Raw genomic sequence first — 14,179 nt, 5'->3', positions numbered from 1 at the left:
GAAGCGGCGCTCACCTTCGGGTGGGCGCCGCTTTCGCGTCAGCGGGCTCGCAACCCGCTACGCTGCGCTGATGACTGAACCCCCGGTGGCCGCGGCGTCGGATGCCGGCGGCGGGGTCGCGGGCGCTGCGCGGGCGCGGTTCACCGTGCACGCCTTCACCGACGTCGGTCTGCGGCGCCGCCGCAACGAGGACGCCGTACTCGTCGGCGGCTGGCTGTGCCAGACCCACGACGGCACCCTGGTCACCATGGACTTCGCGCCAGCGCCACCGTTCGTGTGCGCCGTGGCCGACGGCATGGGCGGTCACGCAGGCGGCGACCTGGCCAGCCGGGTCGCGATGAATCTGGTGGCGGCCGCGTTCCGGGACTGGCGCGGTGCCGACGACGTCGCGGATGCGCTGCTCGCGATCAACGATCAGGTCCGGGCGGTCGGGATCGAGACGGAGCTGCAGGGGCTGGGCACGACCATCGCCGGATTGTGCTTCCTGGCCGATCAACTCGTCGTCTTCAACGTGGGGGACAGCAGGATCTACTCGATCACCGACGGCATTCTCGAGCAGCTGTCGGTCGACGACTCCGTCTTCGACACCAACGGCCGACCGACGAACATCGTGACCCAGTCGATGGGGCAGGTCGCGCCGGTACGCCCGCACGTCCTCGAACTCCCGCTGCGGCAAGGCACGTTCCTGCTCTGCTCGGACGGCGTGAGCGGGCTGATGAGCGACGACGAGCTGCGCGACGCGGTGCAGCCTGCCGACGTCGCCGACTGGGGTGCCGGGATCGTCGAGACGGTGCGGGCCAACGGTGCCGACGACAATCTCTCGTTCGTGATCGTCGAGGTCGCGGCGACCTAGCCGCCTGTCGAGTTTGGGATCGGTAGCCGACGCGCCGGCGTTAATCTGACCTGCGAATAGGCCAGTCGACGCGAGGAGCAACTCATGTTGTGGCGTTACGTGAAGGCACAGCTGATGGTGCTGCTGTGCGGCGGGCTCGTCGGCCCGATCTTCCTGGCGATCTTCTTCGCCACGGGCCAGGACCCGTTGTTCAAGTGGATGTTCTGGACGGGACTGCTCGTCACCGCCATCGACGTCCTGGTCGCGCTGGCGCTCGCGAGCTACGGTGCGAAGCGGGCCGCCAAGACCGAGATGCTGGAGTCCAGCGGCGTCGTGGCGCTCGCGCAGATCACGGGGATCACCGAGACCAACACCCGCATCAACGACCAGCCGCTCGTCAAGCTGGACTTGCGGATCGAGGGTCCGGGCCTCACGCCATTCACGGCCCAGGACTCCGTGGTGGCATCGATCTCGCGGCTCCCGATGATCACCGGCCGCAGGCTCGTCGTGCTCGTCGACCCCGCCACCAATACCTTCCAGATCGACTGGAACCGCAGCGGATTGATCAACGGTCTGGTTCCCGCACAGTTCACACTCGCCGAGGACAACCGCACCTATGACCTGTCGGGGCAGGTGGGTCCACTCATGGAGATCATGCAGATCCTCAAGGCCAACGGCGTTCCCATGAACGGCATGATCGACATCCGGTCCAACCCGGTCGTGCGCCAGCAGGTGATGAGCGTCGTGCGTCGCGCCGCGGCCCAGCAGACGCCGCCCGAGCGGATGGCCGCGCCCATGGCGGCAGCCCCGCCGCCGGCGGCGTCCTTCGGCGCCCCGCCGGTGTCGGTCTCGCAGCGCCTGCAGGAACTCGAGACGCTGCGCGCCACCGGCGCGATCACCGATTCGGAGTACGCGTCCAAGCGACAGGAGATCCTCGCCGACCTCTGATCGAGGCGAGAATTCTCGGCCTCGACCTTTACTAGAACACGTTTCAGTTCGGCTGCTAGCCTGAGCGCGCGGGTTTGACGAAAGGACTGGCGATGGCGGCAGGCAACGGAACGCTCGAGGGGCGCGTGGCATTCGTGACCGGGGCTGCGCGCGGCCAGGGTCGCGCCCACGCGGTGCGGCTTGCCCAGGAGGGCGCCGACATCATCGCCATCGACATCTGCGCGCCGGTGTCCGACACGATCACCTATCCCGCCGCCACCAGCGAGGAACTCGCCGAGACCGTGCGGGCCGTGGAAGAAGCCGGACGCAAGGTGCTGGCCCGTGAGGTCGACATCCGCGACCTCGCTGCCCAGCAGCAGGTGGTGGCCGACGGCGTCGAGCAGTTCGGCCGACTCGACATCCTCGTCGCCAATGCCGGCATCCTCAGCTGGGGCCGCATGTTCGAGATGTCCGAGGAGCAGTGGGACACCGTCATCGACGTGAACCTCAACGGCACCTGGCGCACCATCCGTGCCGCAGTGCCCGCGATGATCGAGGCGGGCAACGGCGGGTCGATCATCGTCGTCAGCTCGTCGGCAGGGCTGAAGGCGACACCCGGCAACTCGCACTACGCGGCGTCCAAGCACGGCCTGACCGCGATCACCAACTCGCTCGCGCTCGAGGTGGGCGAGTTCGGCATCCGGGTCAACTCGATCCACCCCTACTCCATCAACACGCCCATGGTCGAACCCGAGGCCATGATGGAGGTCTTCAAGAACTACCCGACCTACCTGCACAGCTTCGCGCCGATGCCGCTCAAGCCCGTCAATCACGACGGCAAGCCGGGTCTGCAGGAATTCATGTCACCGGAAGAGGTTTCGGACGTGGTGGCGTGGCTGGCAGGCGACGGCTCGATGACCATCTCGGGATCGCAGATCGCCGTCGACCGCGGGACGATGAAGTACTGAGCGCTTCGCACGACGAGGTCGTGAGCGCGGATACGCGCTGAGCGAAAGGCATTCCGCCCTGCCATCGCCGGTGGGTACGTTCGCGACATGACTTCGGAGTCCTTCGACTACACCCTCGATGGCGTGGACTTCGACGGCGTTCTGGTGCCCGCAGGCCCTGGTGCGCCGACGGTGCTGGTGTTCCACGGCATGGAGGGTCGCAGCGACGCCCAGGTCGAGTTCTGCCACCGGGTCGCCCAATTGGGGTATCAGTCCGTCGCCGTGGACCTCTTCGGCACCGAGGCGACCAAGGGCGGCATCGACGCCACCGCGGCCGAGATGAACCGCTTCCTCTCAGATCGTGCCGCGATGGGCGATCGGCTGACCGCCGTGGTCGACCACCTGAGTGCGCTACCGGGCGTCGACCGAGATGCCATGGCGGCGATGGGGTTCTGCTTCGGCGGCCTGTGCATGTTGGACCTCGCGCGCCACGGCACCCACTTGCGGTCGGTCACGGCGTTCCACGGGTTGCTGACCGCTCTGCCGGACGCGCCGAGCAGGCCGATCGACACCCGCATCAGCGTGCACCACGGCTGGGACGATCCGTTCGCGCCACCCGCCGACGTGCTGGCCCTGACCGCCGAACTGACCGGGCGGCAGGCGGATTGGCAGCTGCACGCCTACGGCAACACGGTTCATGCGTTCATGGCGCCGTTCGCCAACTCGCCTGAACGCGGAATCCTGTTCAGCGAGACTGCTTCTCGACGGGCATGGGTCGGCTTCGTGGACTTCCTCGGCGAGACGTTCGACGGGTAGCGGGCGGCTCAGTTCGGCAGGACCAGCACCGGCACGGGGCTGTGCCGGACGATCTTGGTGCCCTTGGAGCCGAGGAAGACCCGCGCGATCGGCCCCTGCGGCGACGTACCGAGTGCCAGCAGCTCCCCGTCGACCCACTCCGCCGCGTCGAGGGCCTGTGCCCACCCGTTGCCCGTCACGACCTGAAGCTCAACGTCGTCACCGACGACGCCGTCGGTCCGCAACGCCTGCAACGTCTCTCGCGCCTGCGCCGCCCACGACTCGAGGATCGAGTCCTCTGCATGCAGCCCCACCTCCGGCGGGAACATGGTGCGCCCCCTGACGGCGAAGGTGATGACGCGCATGGGCACGCCGAGCCGGGCCGCCAGGGTCGTTACGCGTTCGACGAGCTGAAGCGACCCTGGTGTGCCGGGGTAGGCGCACGTGATCCTGGTCAGGCCATGGGTCTTCGAGCCCCGGTAACCCCGTGGGCTCACGGCCAGCGGCACCGGCGACGAATGCAGCAGCCGGTCTGCCGTCGACCCGATGACCACCTGGCCGAGTTGTCCGTCCGAGGCGGACCCGAGCACCAGCAACTCGGCGCCCAATTCGTCGACCGCGTCGACGAGTCCGCCTGACGCGGAGCGGTGCGCGAACTTGTGGAACGTCACCTCGAGTTGGGGATCGATCGTGCCGATGCAGTCGCGGGCCTGGGCGGCGGAGTCGGCGGCCAGGCGGTCCGCGTACTGCGCGTACTCGGCGTCGATGCGTGCCGGCGAGGGCGTAGTCCACGGCTTCGGAACCACGGTGACGACGGACAGCGACGTCTTGAGCGTCCTGGCTGCCTCCGCCCCGAGGTGCAGTGCGGACCGACCGGCCTTGCCCGCGAGATAGCCGACTATGACGGTCATCGCTCGTCCCTCGGCATCACGACGTCCACACCGGGTGCCGCGGATTCGATGATGCCGTCACCGCCGTCGTTGAGCGCACTGTGGTTGCGCCCCCAGACGAAGTAGAACGCCAACACCACGGCCACCCACGCACCGAACGCGATCCACGTGTACCAGTGCAGGCTGTAGAGGATGTAGGCGCAGGCGAGGATCGACAGGATCGGCGTCACCGGGTACAGCGGCACCTTGAAGCCGCGCGGCAGATCGGGTTCGCGCCTGCGCAGGATGATAACGCCGATCGACACCACGATGAAGGCCGTCAGCGTTCCGATCGAGACCATGTCGGCGAGCTTGTCGAGCGGGATGAACCCGGCCAGCAGGCTCACCACGATCGCCACGATGATCGTGTTGTTCACCGGCGTCATCGACCGCGGGTTGACCTTCGCGAACATGGCGGGCAGCAGGCCGTCGCGGCCCATGGCGAACAGGATGCGGGTCTGGCCGTACATCGTCACCAGTGTCACCGAGAAGATCGAGATCACGGCGCCCGCAGCGATCACCGTGCTGGCCCATCGACTTCCGGTGATCTCGTCGAGGATCACCGCGAGGCCGGCTTCCTGACCCTCGAACGCCTCCCACGGCTGGGCGCCGAGCGCGGCGAACGACACCAGCAGATAGAAGCCGGTGACGATGAGGAGCGCGGCGATGATGGCGCGCGGCATCGTGCGCTGGGGATCCTTCACCTCGTCCCCGGCCGTGGAGACGGCATCGAGACCGATGTAGGAGAAGAAGATCGTGCCCGCGGCGAGGCCGACGGCCGCCGAGCCCATCGGGGCGAAGTCCGCGAACCGGTTGGTCTGGAAGGCCGTGAACGCGATGACGATGAACATGGCCAGCACGCTGAGCTTGATGATCACCATGATCGTGTTGGCCCTTGCGGATTCCGATGCGCCGCGGATCAGCAGCAGCATGCACATGACGACCAGGATGATCGCAGGCAGGTTCACGATCCCGGGCTCGGCGTCCCACGGCGCGGCGGTGATCGCCTGCGGCAGGCTGAACCCGAACAGGTTCTCCAACAACTTGTTCAGGTACTGACTCCACCCCACCGCGACCGCCGCCGTCGAGACGCCGTACTCCAGCAGCAGGCACGCGGCGACGCCCATGGCGACCAGTTCGCCCATCGTCGTGTAGGCGTAGGAGTACGTCGAACCCGATACCGGTACTGCAGAGGCCATCTCGGCGTAGCAGATGGCGGCGAGCCCGGCGGCCACACCGGCGAGCAGGAACGACAGTATGACCGCAGGACCTGCCTCGGGCACCGCTTCGGACAGGACGAAGAAGATGCCGGTGCCGACGGTGGCGCCGACGCCGAACATCGTCAGCTGGAAGACGCCGATCGTGCGCTTGAGGTGATCGGAGGCGCCATGGGCGACCGGAGCCCCGAGGACGGGACGGCGCCGCAGCATCTGTTCGGTCAGCTTCACCGGCGGGGATGTCATGCTGCCTCCATGTCGGGGAGATTCAGGCGGGTGCCGACGTGACATGCCCCTCGGCCAGTACGGCGGCGAACTGGTCGACGGCCCAGTCGATCTCCTCTTCGGTGATCACCAGGGGTGGTGCGAAGCGCAAAGTGGAACCGTGAGTGTCCTTAACGAGAACACCGCGGGCGGCCAGGCGCAAGCTGACGTGCTTGCCGGAACCGATCGCCGGATCGACGTCGACGCCCGCCCACAGCCCCAGGCCGCGCACGGCCAGCACGCCGTGGCCGATCAACCCGTGTAGGCGCGCGTGGAGCCGCGCACCGAGTTCGGCGGAGCGGGACTGGTATTCGCCGCGTCGCAACATCTCGACCACGGTGGTTCCGATCGCAGCCGCCAGCGGGTTGCCCCCGAACGTCGACCCGTGCTCGCCAGGATGCAGCACCCCAAGGACGTCGCGGTCGGCGACCACGGCCGACAGCGGGACCACGCCGCCGCCGAGCGCCTTGCCCAGCAGGTACACGTCGGGCACGACGTCCCAGTGGTCGCACGCGAACGTGCGCCCGGTGCGGGCGAGACCCGACTGGATCTCGTCGGCGATCATCAGGACGTTGCGATCCGAGCAGAGTTGGCGGACCCGGGGCAGGTAGTCCTGCGGCGGCACGACGATGCCCGCCTCGCCCTGAATCGGCTCGATCAGCACGGCGACCGTGTGGTCGTCGATCGTCGCGGCCATCGCGTCCGCGTCACCGAACGGCACGGAGCGGAATCCTGGCGTGTACGGCCCGAATCCGCGCCGGGCGGTCTCGTCGTCGGAGAAGCTGATGATCGTGGTGGTGCGACCGTGGAAGTTGTTGCGCGCCACGATGACGTTGCCCTCGCCTGCCGGTACGCCCTTGACGTCGGTGCCCCACTTGCGGGCCACCTTCAACCCACTTTCGACGGCCTCGGCGCCGCTGTTCATCGGCAACACGAGGTCCTTGCCGCACAGCTCGGCGAGCGCGGCGCAGAACGGTCCGAGTCGGTCGGAGTGGAAGGCGCGGCTGACCAGCGTGACGGCGTCGAGCTGTGCGTGGGCGGCGGCGATGATCTCGGGATTGCGGTGACCGAAGTTCACCGCGGAGTACGCGGCGAGACAGTCGAGGAAGCGCCTGCCCTCGACGTCGGTGATCCACGCGCCGTCGGCCGTCGTGGCGACGACGGGCAGCGGCGAGTAGTTGTGGGCGGCGTAGCGGTCGTCGAGGGCGATCGCGGCCGCGGTGCGCGACGGCGCCTCGTTGCCCGTTCGCTCGCTCACCGCAGGGGGCATGTCGTCCAGGATGCTCATCGATATACCTCCAGCGTGCAGCATTTGACGGATCCGCCGCCCTTGAGCAGTTCGGACAGGTCGACGCCAATGGGCTCGAAGCCGGCGTCGGCGAGTTGCGCGGCGAACCCGGTGGCGGCAGCGGGGAGCACCACGTGCCTGCCGTCGGAGACCGCGTTGAGGCCGAGGACGAAGGCGTCGGCGCTGGCGACCTCGATGGCGTCGGGGAACAGGTGCTGGATGCGCGCTCGCGCGTCGTCGCCGAATGCAGGCGGGTAGTAGGCGATGGTCGTGTCGTCGAGCACCGCCAGCGCGGTGTCGAGGTGGTAGAAGCGCGGGTCGACGAGTTCGAGACTCACGACGGGTAGTCCGATCGCGCGCTCGACCTCGGCGTGGGCGCGGTGGTCGGTGCGAAATCCGTAGCCCGCCAACACCATCGATCCGGCGACTAGAAGGTCGCCCTGTCCTTCGTTGACGTGCTCGGTGTGCACCGGGTCGAAGCCGTGCGCCGCCATCCACCGTGCGTACGACGCGGCCTCACCCGCCCGCTGGGGGTAGGCGAAGCGTGCGACCACGGCCCTGTCGCCGACGACGAGACCACCGTTGGCGGCGTAGACCATGTCGGGCAGGCCGCCGAGGGGCTCGACGAGGTCAACGGTGTGGCCGAGCGAGAGGTAGGTCCGGCGCAGTTCGTCCCACTGACGTACGGCCAGGTCCGCGTCGACCGAGGCGGTGACGTCCATCCACGGGTTGATGGCGTACTCGACGGCGAAGTGATTCGGGGCGGTCATCGCGTACCGGCGCAGCGACGCGGTGCGTGAGCGCGGGGTGGTGGCTTCGGGTGTTGGTTGGCTGGCGACATCGGCGATCGTCATGAAAGCAACGATATTGACCGGGCTGCGCGCAATCAATCGCCACTCATTGCGCGTCGACCATCGATCCGTTGCTTCACGGTTATGCTGGCGGCGATTCGTTGCATGGAAGCGGAGGGCTGCGGAGATGGACCGTCTGGACGAGACCGACGAGGCGATCCTCGCCGAGCTGACCGAGCACGCCAGGGCGACGTTCGCGGAGATCGGTGAGCGGGTGAACCTGTCCGCACCCGCGGTCAAGCGGCGGGTGGACCGCATGCTCGACAACGGCGTGATTCGCGGATTCACCACCGTCGTCGACCGCAGCGCCATCGGCTGGGGGACCGAGGCCTACGTGCAGGTGTTCTGTCACGGCACGATCGCGCCCGACGAGCTGCGGCGCGCATGGGAGGACATCCCCGAAGTCGTCAGCGCCGCAACGGTCACCGGCACGTCGGACGCGATACTTCACGTGCTCGCCCGCGACATGCGGCACCTCGAGGAGGCGCTCGAACGCATCCGCGCCAGCGCCGACATCGAGCGCAGCGAGAGCATCGTCGTCCTGTCCAACCTCATCGAGCGCGCGCATCCCTGACCGGCACCGATCCGGGGTGGGGCACGACAGTCGGGCCCCATCGTGTAAGAAAGCCACCGTGAGCAACAGTGCAGGCATCGTCATCGTCGGTGGTGGTCTGGCGGCCACGCGAACCGCCGAGCAACTCCGTCGTGCCGAGTACACCGGCCCGATCACGATCGTCAGCGACGAGGACCACCTGCCCTACGACCGGCCGCCGCTGTCGAAGGACGTGCTGCGCGGCGAAACCGACGACGTGCTGCTCAAGCCCGCCGAGTTCTACTCCGAGCACGACATCACGCTGCGGCTCGGCTCCGCGGCGACCGCGCTGGACACCGCGGCGCAGACGGTGACGCTGGCCGACGGCGACGTCGTCCCCTACGCCGAACTCGTGATCGCGACGGGGCTGACCCCCAAGCGCATTCCGTCGCTGCCCGACCTCGAAGGGGTGCGCGTCCTGCGAACCCTCGACGAGAGCCTGGCGCTGCGCCGCCATGCCGGCTCGGTGCAGCGGGCCGTCATCATCGGCGCGGGCTTCATCGGCTGCGAGGTCGCGGCCAGCCTGCGCAAGCTCGGCGCCGAGGTGACCATCGTCGAACCGCAGCCCGCGCCGCTCGCCTCGGTGCTCGGCCGGCAGATCGGCGAACTCGTGGCCAGGCTGCACCGCGCCGAGGGCGTCGACGTGCGCTGCGGCGTCGGCGTCGCGGGCGTCACCGGCTCCGGACACGTCGAGAAGGTACAGCTGTCCGACGGCACCGAACTCGACGCCGACGTCGTCGTGGTCGGCATCGGCTCCCGGCCCTCCACGGACTGGCTCGAGGGCAGTGGTGTCGAGGTCGACAACGGCGTGGTGTGCGACGTGCACGGCAGGACGTCGGCACCAAACGTGTGGGCGGTCGGCGACGTCGCCTCGTGGCAGGACGCCACGGGACACCAAGTGCGCGTCGAGCATTGGAGCAACGTCGCCGAGCAGGCCCGGGTCATCGTGCCCGCGATGCTCGGCGGCGACCCGCCCGACGTGGTCGTGGTGCCGTACTTCTGGAGCGACCAGTACGACGTCAAGATTCAGTGCCTCGGCGAACCCGAGGCCGACGACGTCGTGCACGTCGTCGAGGACGACGGCCGGAAGTTCCTGGCCTACTACGAGCGCGACGGCGTCGTCGTGGGCGTCGTCGGCGGCGGCATGCCCGGCAAGGTCATGAAGGCGCGCAGCAAGATCGCCAACGCCGCCCCGATCGCCGACGTCCTCCCCGCTTCCTAGCTGCGGATTGTGGAGTATTTCCAGCGCGCACCGCGGGAAATGCTCCACGAATCGCTAGAACTGGCCGAGGTAGAACCGGCTGCCCTGGTCGTCGGTGCACAGCGCCGATAGGCCGTAGGACTGCCGAGACGGCTCCTCGATCACGGTCCCGCCGGCCTCCCGCACCCGGGCGACGGCGGCCTCGACGTCGTCCACCGTCCACATCGGGACCGTGACCGAGCGGTCGCTTCCCCCGGCTACGCCCGCCATCGGGTGGGTGTCCTCGATCGCCCAGCCGTCGTCGACCCGGCCCGGTTCGAACGACCAGAACAGCAGCCGGCTGAAGAACGCCTTGAACTGCCCGGCGTCGGGCACGTGGTAGGTGATGTACGAGAGTTCGCCAGGGCCAGCACCGTTCAGCTCGGGGCGGGGCAGTCCCGGCCGGGGCTCGAACACCGCGAACGGTGCGCCTGCCGGATCGGTGGCGTCGAGCACGGTGCCGAAGTCGAACTCGATCGTCTGCCCCACCTGGCCGCCGCCGTCGGCGATCGACCGCCTGGCGCCCGCCAGGTCTCCGACGGCATAGCAGCACAGCATCGTCGGGGCGCCGGGCACGGAGAACAGCCCGATCGGCGCGACGGTGTTGGTGACGCGGTTCGTCGCGGCGTCGTAGACCCAGCCCAGGACCCGGCCGTAGAACGTGGCGGCGCGGTCGGCGTCGGGGGTCCACAGCGAGACGAAGCCGACGTCGCCGTGCTGGATGGGCGTCGGTGCGCCGGTGGCAGGCCCGGTCAGCATCCAGCGGTGTCCGAAGGGGTCGACGATGGTCGCGTTGCGTGACCCGTGCCCCTCGCCGACGTCCTGCACCACGGTGGCGCCTCGCCCACGGACGCGGGCCAGCGCGTCGTCGGTGTCGGGCACGGCGAGCATCATGCTGACCGAGACGTTCTGTGCGGCAGGCGCTTTGAGGCCGAGTTCAGGGTACTCGTCGGCCAGGTAGAGGATGCCGCCCGACAGGGCGAGTTCGGCGTGGCCGATGCGGCCGTCGTCCATCACGAATGGCTCGCCGACGACCTCGGCTCCGAAGGCGTCGACGTACCACTGGAGTGCGGCCCGGGCGTCGGGGACCGCCAGGTAGGGGATCGCGGCGCTTCGTGGGCTGGTCGCGTCGCGGGTCTCGTTGAGTTCGGCAAGCGCAGAATCGGTACCACTCATGACGACGTCTCCTGTTCGATTGGGCAGTGCGACTGCGGATTCCAGCCGTGACCGCAGGCGTGCGGCGAAGCCGGGATCCGGATCGACCGGAAGGTCACCGTCACGCAGGACGGTCAGGGGGTCGTGGCCGTCGGGATGGTCGAACCTGGTCATCGCGCCCCTCCTTCCGGGTAGTGCTTCTTGAAAGCGCGTCGGGCGCGCACCAGCAGTGCCTCGGTGGCATGCACGGTGCGGCCGATCAGCTCGGCGCACTCCGGCACCGAGCGGTCGTCCATGTATCGCAGTGCCAGCACCGTGCGGTGGTGCTCGGGCAACCGGGCGAGCACGCTCTCGGCGACGATGCGATCGACCTCTGCGTCCCACCGGTCCTCGCCATCGGGTTCGGGAACTTCGGCGACGGGGTCGGTGAAGCGGTCGTGCCTGCGGCGGTAGTGGTCGGCCAGCTTGTGTCGTGCCACGCCGATGAGCCACGGCACGTTGATCGGCGGCGGGCTGGCCTTCCGTGCGGCGTCCATCGCCGCGAGGAACGTCTCCGACGTCAGATCCTCGGCCGTCGCGCGGTCGGGGCACCTGCGCACGAAGTACCCGTACACCGACGGCAGCGCCTCGTCGTACAGCGTCAGCAAGGCACGGGGGGCGTCGTAGCCTTCCGCTTCGTTGCTCACACCCTCATCGTCGCCGTTGGCGCCCGAACTCCGACGCCCCATTCGCGAATTCGGCGCGCGGATCCGCGACCAGGGCGGAGAAGCGCGCCGAAGTCACAGGTCGCCGAGGCCCGCGCTTACGGTGTCGAAGGCGTCGGTCAGCGCGCCGGGCAGGGACGCCGACTCGTCGGCCAACCAGTGCCCGTACGCCGCCAGCGCGACCCCGAGCATCGTCCACGCCACGGTCTGCGGAACCAGGTCGGTGATCCGGGCGTCGAGCCTGCGTGCGACGAACGCCGCGACGACGGTGCGCCATCCCGCGTACATCGTCATCGAGTGCGCCTGCAGTGCGTCGGTCTCGAGGATCACCCGCATCCGCTGCCGGTGCCGTGCGGTCTCGGCGTCGTCGAACTCGTTGAACGCCAACAGTGCCGCGCGCAGGGCGGCGCGCAGGGGAACGTCGTCGGGGACGGCGTCGAGCAGGTCGCGCAGGTGACCGAGGTGAGCGTCGAAGTCGCCCCAGGGAATGGCGTTCTTGGAGGGGTAGTAGCGGAACAGGGTGCGGCGCGCGATGCCTGCGGCCTGGGCGACGTCGTCGACGCTGACCTCGTCGAAGCCACGTTCGGCGAACAGATCGAGAGCGACGTCGGCGATGTGGTCCTGCGTGGTCGAGCGGCGCCTGCCCACGCGCGGCGCGACGTCGCCTGCGGCGGGGGCCCGGCGTTCCGATGCACTCGTCACGAATCGCCCTTCCGTTTCGGCACTCGATGCCATATTCTTGCGACCTGGGTCACAATTGTCGAGACCCACGACGCGAAAGGTACACATCATGGAGCAGGCGCAGCAGGCACCCGTGCAAGATCACGTCCAGGATGAACTCGTCACCGAGAGCCTCGTCGAAGAGGTGTCGATCGACGGCATGTGCGGGGTCTACTGACCATGTCGGCATCCACCGCGGCCTTCGAGTCAGGGTCGGAGTCGACCGTGCCCGATGGCCCGGTGGTCCCCGCACCGAGGTTCGACCCCGACGCCGGCTGGCGGCTGCACCATCAGGTGGCAGTGCGGCCCGAGCCGTTCGGAGCGTTGCTCTATCACTTTGGCACCCGCAAGCTTTCGTTCCTCAAGAACCGGAAGATCGTCGAGGTAGTCAACGCGCTGGGTGACCACCCCGATGCGCGCGCAGCCCTGCGCGCCGCTGGTGTCGACGACGACGAGCAGGCGCCCTACGTGCACGCGCTGGGCGTGCTCGTGCAGTCCAAGATGCTGGTTCCCAAGGAGACTTCATGACCACGATGCAGCCCGTACCCCGGCTCGTCGACCAGTTCGAGAAGGGTCTCGACGCGCCGATCTGCCTGACGTGGGAACTGACCTACGCGTGCAACCTGTCGTGCGTGCACTGCCTGTCCGCATCGGGCAAGCGCGACCCTCGCGAGCTGAGCACGCAGCAGTGCAAGGACGTGATCGACGAACTCGAGCGCATGCAGGTGTTCTACGTGAACATCGGCGGCGGTGAACCCACTGTGCGATCGGACTTCTGGGAACTCGTCGACTACGCGACCGAGCATCACGTGGGCGTCAAGTTCTCCACCAACGGGGTGCGCATCACGCCGGAGGTCGCGGCGAAGCTGGCAGCCAGTGACTACGTCGACGTGCAGATCTCGCTCGACGGCGCGACCGCAGACGTCAACGACGAAGTGCGCGGACCCGGGTCGTTCGCGATGGCGATCCGCGCGCTGGAGAACCTCGCCGCCGCGGGCTTCCGCGATGCCAAGATCTCGGTGGTCGTCACGCGGCACAACGTCGACCAGCTCGACGACTTCAAGGATCTCGCCGACCGGTACGGCGCGACCCTGCGCATCACGCGCCTGCGTCCGTCGGGCCGCGGCGCCGACGTGTGGGACGAACTGCACCCCACCGCTGCGCAGCAGGTTCAGCTCTACGACTGGCTGGTGGCCCGCGGTGAAGGCGTGCTCACCGGCGACTCGTTCTTTCACCTGTCCGGCCTCGGCGAGCCCGGCGCGCTGGCCGGGCTCAACCTGTGCGGAGCAGGCCGCGTGGTGTGCCTGATCGACCCGGTCGGCGACGTCTACGCCTGCCCGTTCGCCATCCACGAGAAGTTCCTTGCCGGAAACATCCTGACGAGCAACGGTTTTCAAGACGTGTGGCAGAACTCGCAGCTGTTCAACGAGCTGCGCGAACCGCAGTCGGCCGGTGCCTGCAGCGGATGCGGCCACTACGACGCGTGCCGCGGCGGATGCATGGCGGCCAAGTTCTTCACCGGTCTGCCACTGGACGGGCCCGACCCGGAGTGCGTGCAGGGTTACGGCGAGCCTGCGCTCGCGGCCGAACGCAGCAAGCCGAAGTCGAGTGTCGACCACTCGCGTTCCGGCGGGCGCAAGGGGCCGATCCCGCTCAAGCTCCTGACCGTCCCACCCGCAAAGCCCCCCAAGTCGTTCTGCAACGAAAGTCCCGTCTGA

16 protein-coding genes are annotated in these 14,179 nt (G+C 68.5%); 9 read left to right on the top strand and 7 right to left on the bottom strand.

The window, feature by feature from the left end; genetic code table 11:
- Window positions 1–70: 70 nt before the first annotated feature.
- The 4 genes from LOK44_RS10780 to LOK44_RS10765 all read left to right on the top strand — a co-directional run bounded on the left by LOK44_RS10780 (window position 71) and on the right by LOK44_RS10765 (window position 3,522).
- Window positions 71–853, top strand: a complete 783-nt coding sequence (locus LOK44_RS10780) for a PP2C family protein-serine/threonine phosphatase (RefSeq protein ID WP_237569980.1) — start codon at window positions 71–73, stop codon at window positions 851–853.
- Between the two features lie 84 nt (window positions 854–937).
- Window positions 938–1,780, top strand: coding sequence for an SHOCT domain-containing protein (locus LOK44_RS10775; RefSeq protein ID WP_237569979.1), 843 nt, complete (start codon window positions 938–940; stop codon window positions 1,778–1,780).
- A 92-nt stretch (window positions 1,781–1,872) separates the two neighbouring features.
- Window positions 1,873–2,727, top strand: coding sequence for a mycofactocin-coupled SDR family oxidoreductase (locus LOK44_RS10770; protein ID WP_237569978.1), 855 nt, complete (start codon window positions 1,873–1,875; stop codon window positions 2,725–2,727).
- Between the two features lie 87 nt (window positions 2,728–2,814).
- Window positions 2,815–3,522, top strand: a complete 708-nt coding sequence (locus LOK44_RS10765; protein ID WP_237569977.1) for a dienelactone hydrolase family protein — start codon at window positions 2,815–2,817, stop codon at window positions 3,520–3,522.
- Window positions 3,523–3,530: 8 nt separating this feature from the next.
- On the opposite strand, the gene LOK44_RS10760 is transcribed toward LOK44_RS10765, so the two are convergent.
- Genes LOK44_RS10760 through ddaH form a run of 4 tightly spaced genes read right to left on the bottom strand, consistent with a single transcriptional unit; the run spans window position 3,531 to window position 8,053 of the window.
- A complete protein-coding gene (locus LOK44_RS10760; RefSeq protein ID WP_237569976.1) occupies window positions 3,531–4,412 on the bottom strand; it encodes a universal stress protein in 882 nt (293 codons plus the stop codon).
- Complete coding sequence (locus tag LOK44_RS10755) at window positions 4,409–5,893, bottom strand: amino acid permease (RefSeq protein ID WP_237569975.1); 1,485 nt, start codon at window positions 5,891–5,893, stop codon at window positions 4,409–4,411. The genes LOK44_RS10760 and LOK44_RS10755 overlap by 4 nt, the downstream gene beginning before the upstream one ends.
- 22 nt (window positions 5,894–5,915) lie before the next feature.
- A complete protein-coding gene (gene rocD, locus LOK44_RS10750) occupies window positions 5,916–7,181 on the bottom strand; it encodes an ornithine--oxo-acid transaminase (protein ID WP_237570577.1) in 1,266 nt (421 codons plus the stop codon).
- A gap of 14 nt (window positions 7,182–7,195) precedes the next feature.
- Window positions 7,196–8,053 carry a dimethylargininase gene (ddaH, locus tag LOK44_RS10745; RefSeq protein WP_237569974.1) on the bottom strand — a complete coding sequence of 286 codons (858 nt, stop codon included), beginning with the start codon at window positions 8,051–8,053 and terminating at the stop codon, window positions 7,196–7,198.
- Window positions 8,054–8,177: 124 nt separating this feature from the next.
- On the opposite strand from ddaH, the gene LOK44_RS10740 reads away from it, so the two are divergent.
- Together LOK44_RS10740 and LOK44_RS10735 are read left to right on the top strand one after the other, a co-directional pair.
- Complete coding sequence (locus LOK44_RS10740; protein ID WP_237569973.1) at window positions 8,178–8,624, top strand: Rv2324 family transcriptional regulator; 447 nt, start codon at window positions 8,178–8,180, stop codon at window positions 8,622–8,624.
- Window positions 8,625–8,682: 58 nt separating this feature from the next.
- Window positions 8,683–9,864, top strand: coding sequence for an FAD-dependent oxidoreductase (locus LOK44_RS10735; RefSeq protein ID WP_237569972.1), 1,182 nt, complete (start codon window positions 8,683–8,685; stop codon window positions 9,862–9,864).
- A gap of 54 nt (window positions 9,865–9,918) precedes the next feature.
- Here LOK44_RS10735 and LOK44_RS10730 read toward each other — a convergent pair whose 3' ends face one another.
- The 3 genes from LOK44_RS10730 to mftR all read right to left on the bottom strand — a co-directional run bounded on the left by LOK44_RS10730 (window position 9,919) and on the right by mftR (window position 12,443).
- Window positions 9,919–11,211, bottom strand: a complete 1,293-nt coding sequence (locus tag LOK44_RS10730) for a VOC family protein (RefSeq protein ID WP_237569971.1) — start codon at window positions 11,209–11,211, stop codon at window positions 9,919–9,921.
- A complete protein-coding gene (locus LOK44_RS10725; RefSeq protein WP_237569970.1) occupies window positions 11,208–11,723 on the bottom strand; it encodes an RNA polymerase sigma factor in 516 nt (171 codons plus the stop codon). Before LOK44_RS10725 ends, LOK44_RS10730 begins: the two co-directional genes overlap by 4 nt.
- Before the next feature lie 93 nt (window positions 11,724–11,816).
- Window positions 11,817–12,443 (bottom strand): mycofactocin system transcriptional regulator MftR, encoded by a 627-nt coding sequence (gene mftR / locus LOK44_RS10720; protein ID WP_237569969.1) that lies wholly within the window; start codon window positions 12,441–12,443, stop codon window positions 11,817–11,819.
- An 88-nt stretch (window positions 12,444–12,531) separates the two neighbouring features.
- Between mftR and mftA the strand changes: the two genes are divergently transcribed.
- From mftA to mftC, 3 genes are read left to right on the top strand one after another with little or no spacing between them, the layout of a single operon-like run.
- Window positions 12,532–12,639, top strand: coding sequence for a mycofactocin precursor MftA (gene mftA / locus LOK44_RS10715; protein ID WP_237569968.1), 108 nt, complete (start codon window positions 12,532–12,534; stop codon window positions 12,637–12,639).
- Window positions 12,640–12,641: 2 nt separating this feature from the next.
- Window positions 12,642–12,989, top strand: coding sequence for a mycofactocin biosynthesis chaperone MftB (gene mftB / locus LOK44_RS10710; protein ID WP_249783321.1), 348 nt, complete (start codon window positions 12,642–12,644; stop codon window positions 12,987–12,989).
- The gene (gene mftC, locus LOK44_RS10705; RefSeq protein ID WP_237569967.1) at window positions 12,986–14,179 is read left to right on the top strand and encodes a mycofactocin radical SAM maturase; all 1,194 of its coding nucleotides are present in this window, start codon (window positions 12,986–12,988) and stop codon (window positions 14,177–14,179) included. Before mftB ends, mftC begins: the two co-directional genes overlap by 4 nt.

Source organism: Mycolicibacterium lacusdiani, assembly GCF_021916785.1.
Taxonomy (GTDB): domain Bacteria; phylum Actinomycetota; class Actinomycetes; order Mycobacteriales; family Mycobacteriaceae; genus Mycobacterium; species Mycobacterium lacusdiani.
Note: the sequence above shows the minus strand (reverse complement) of the source record. Positions and strands in the feature narration are given on the sequence as shown.

What these genes read in the sequence shown, in the direction of transcription:
- LOK44_RS10760 (WP_237569976.1), bottom strand. Translation starts at nt 4,412, where the DNA reads ATGACCGTCATAGTCGGCTATCTCGCGGGCAAGGCCGGTCGGTCCGCA.
- LOK44_RS10740 (WP_237569973.1), top strand. Translation starts at nt 8,178, where the DNA reads ATGGACCGTCTGGACGAGACCGACGAGGCGATCCTCGCCGAGCTGACC.
- LOK44_RS10730 (WP_237569971.1), bottom strand. Translation starts at nt 11,211, where the DNA reads ATGACCAGGTTCGACCATCCCGACGGCCACGACCCCCTGACCGTCCTG.
- LOK44_RS10780 (WP_237569980.1), top strand. Translation starts at nt 71, where the DNA reads ATGACTGAACCCCCGGTGGCCGCGGCGTCGGATGCCGGCGGCGGGGTC.
- LOK44_RS10775 (WP_237569979.1), top strand. Translation starts at nt 938, where the DNA reads ATGTTGTGGCGTTACGTGAAGGCACAGCTGATGGTGCTGCTGTGCGGC.
- LOK44_RS10755 (WP_237569975.1), bottom strand. Translation starts at nt 5,893, where the DNA reads ATGACATCCCCGCCGGTGAAGCTGACCGAACAGATGCTGCGGCGCCGT.
- mftB (WP_249783321.1), top strand. Translation starts at nt 12,642, where the DNA reads ATGTCGGCATCCACCGCGGCCTTCGAGTCAGGGTCGGAGTCGACCGTG.
- mftA (WP_237569968.1), top strand. Translation starts at nt 12,532, where the DNA reads ATGGAGCAGGCGCAGCAGGCACCCGTGCAAGATCACGTCCAGGATGAA.
- ddaH (WP_237569974.1), bottom strand. Translation starts at nt 8,053, where the DNA reads ATGACGATCGCCGATGTCGCCAGCCAACCAACACCCGAAGCCACCACC.
- LOK44_RS10770 (WP_237569978.1), top strand. Translation starts at nt 1,873, where the DNA reads ATGGCGGCAGGCAACGGAACGCTCGAGGGGCGCGTGGCATTCGTGACC.
- mftC (WP_237569967.1), top strand. Translation starts at nt 12,986, where the DNA reads ATGACCACGATGCAGCCCGTACCCCGGCTCGTCGACCAGTTCGAGAAG.
- LOK44_RS10765 (WP_237569977.1), top strand. Translation starts at nt 2,815, where the DNA reads ATGACTTCGGAGTCCTTCGACTACACCCTCGATGGCGTGGACTTCGAC.
- rocD (WP_237570577.1), bottom strand. Translation starts at nt 7,181, where the DNA reads ATGCCCCCTGCGGTGAGCGAGCGAACGGGCAACGAGGCGCCGTCGCGC.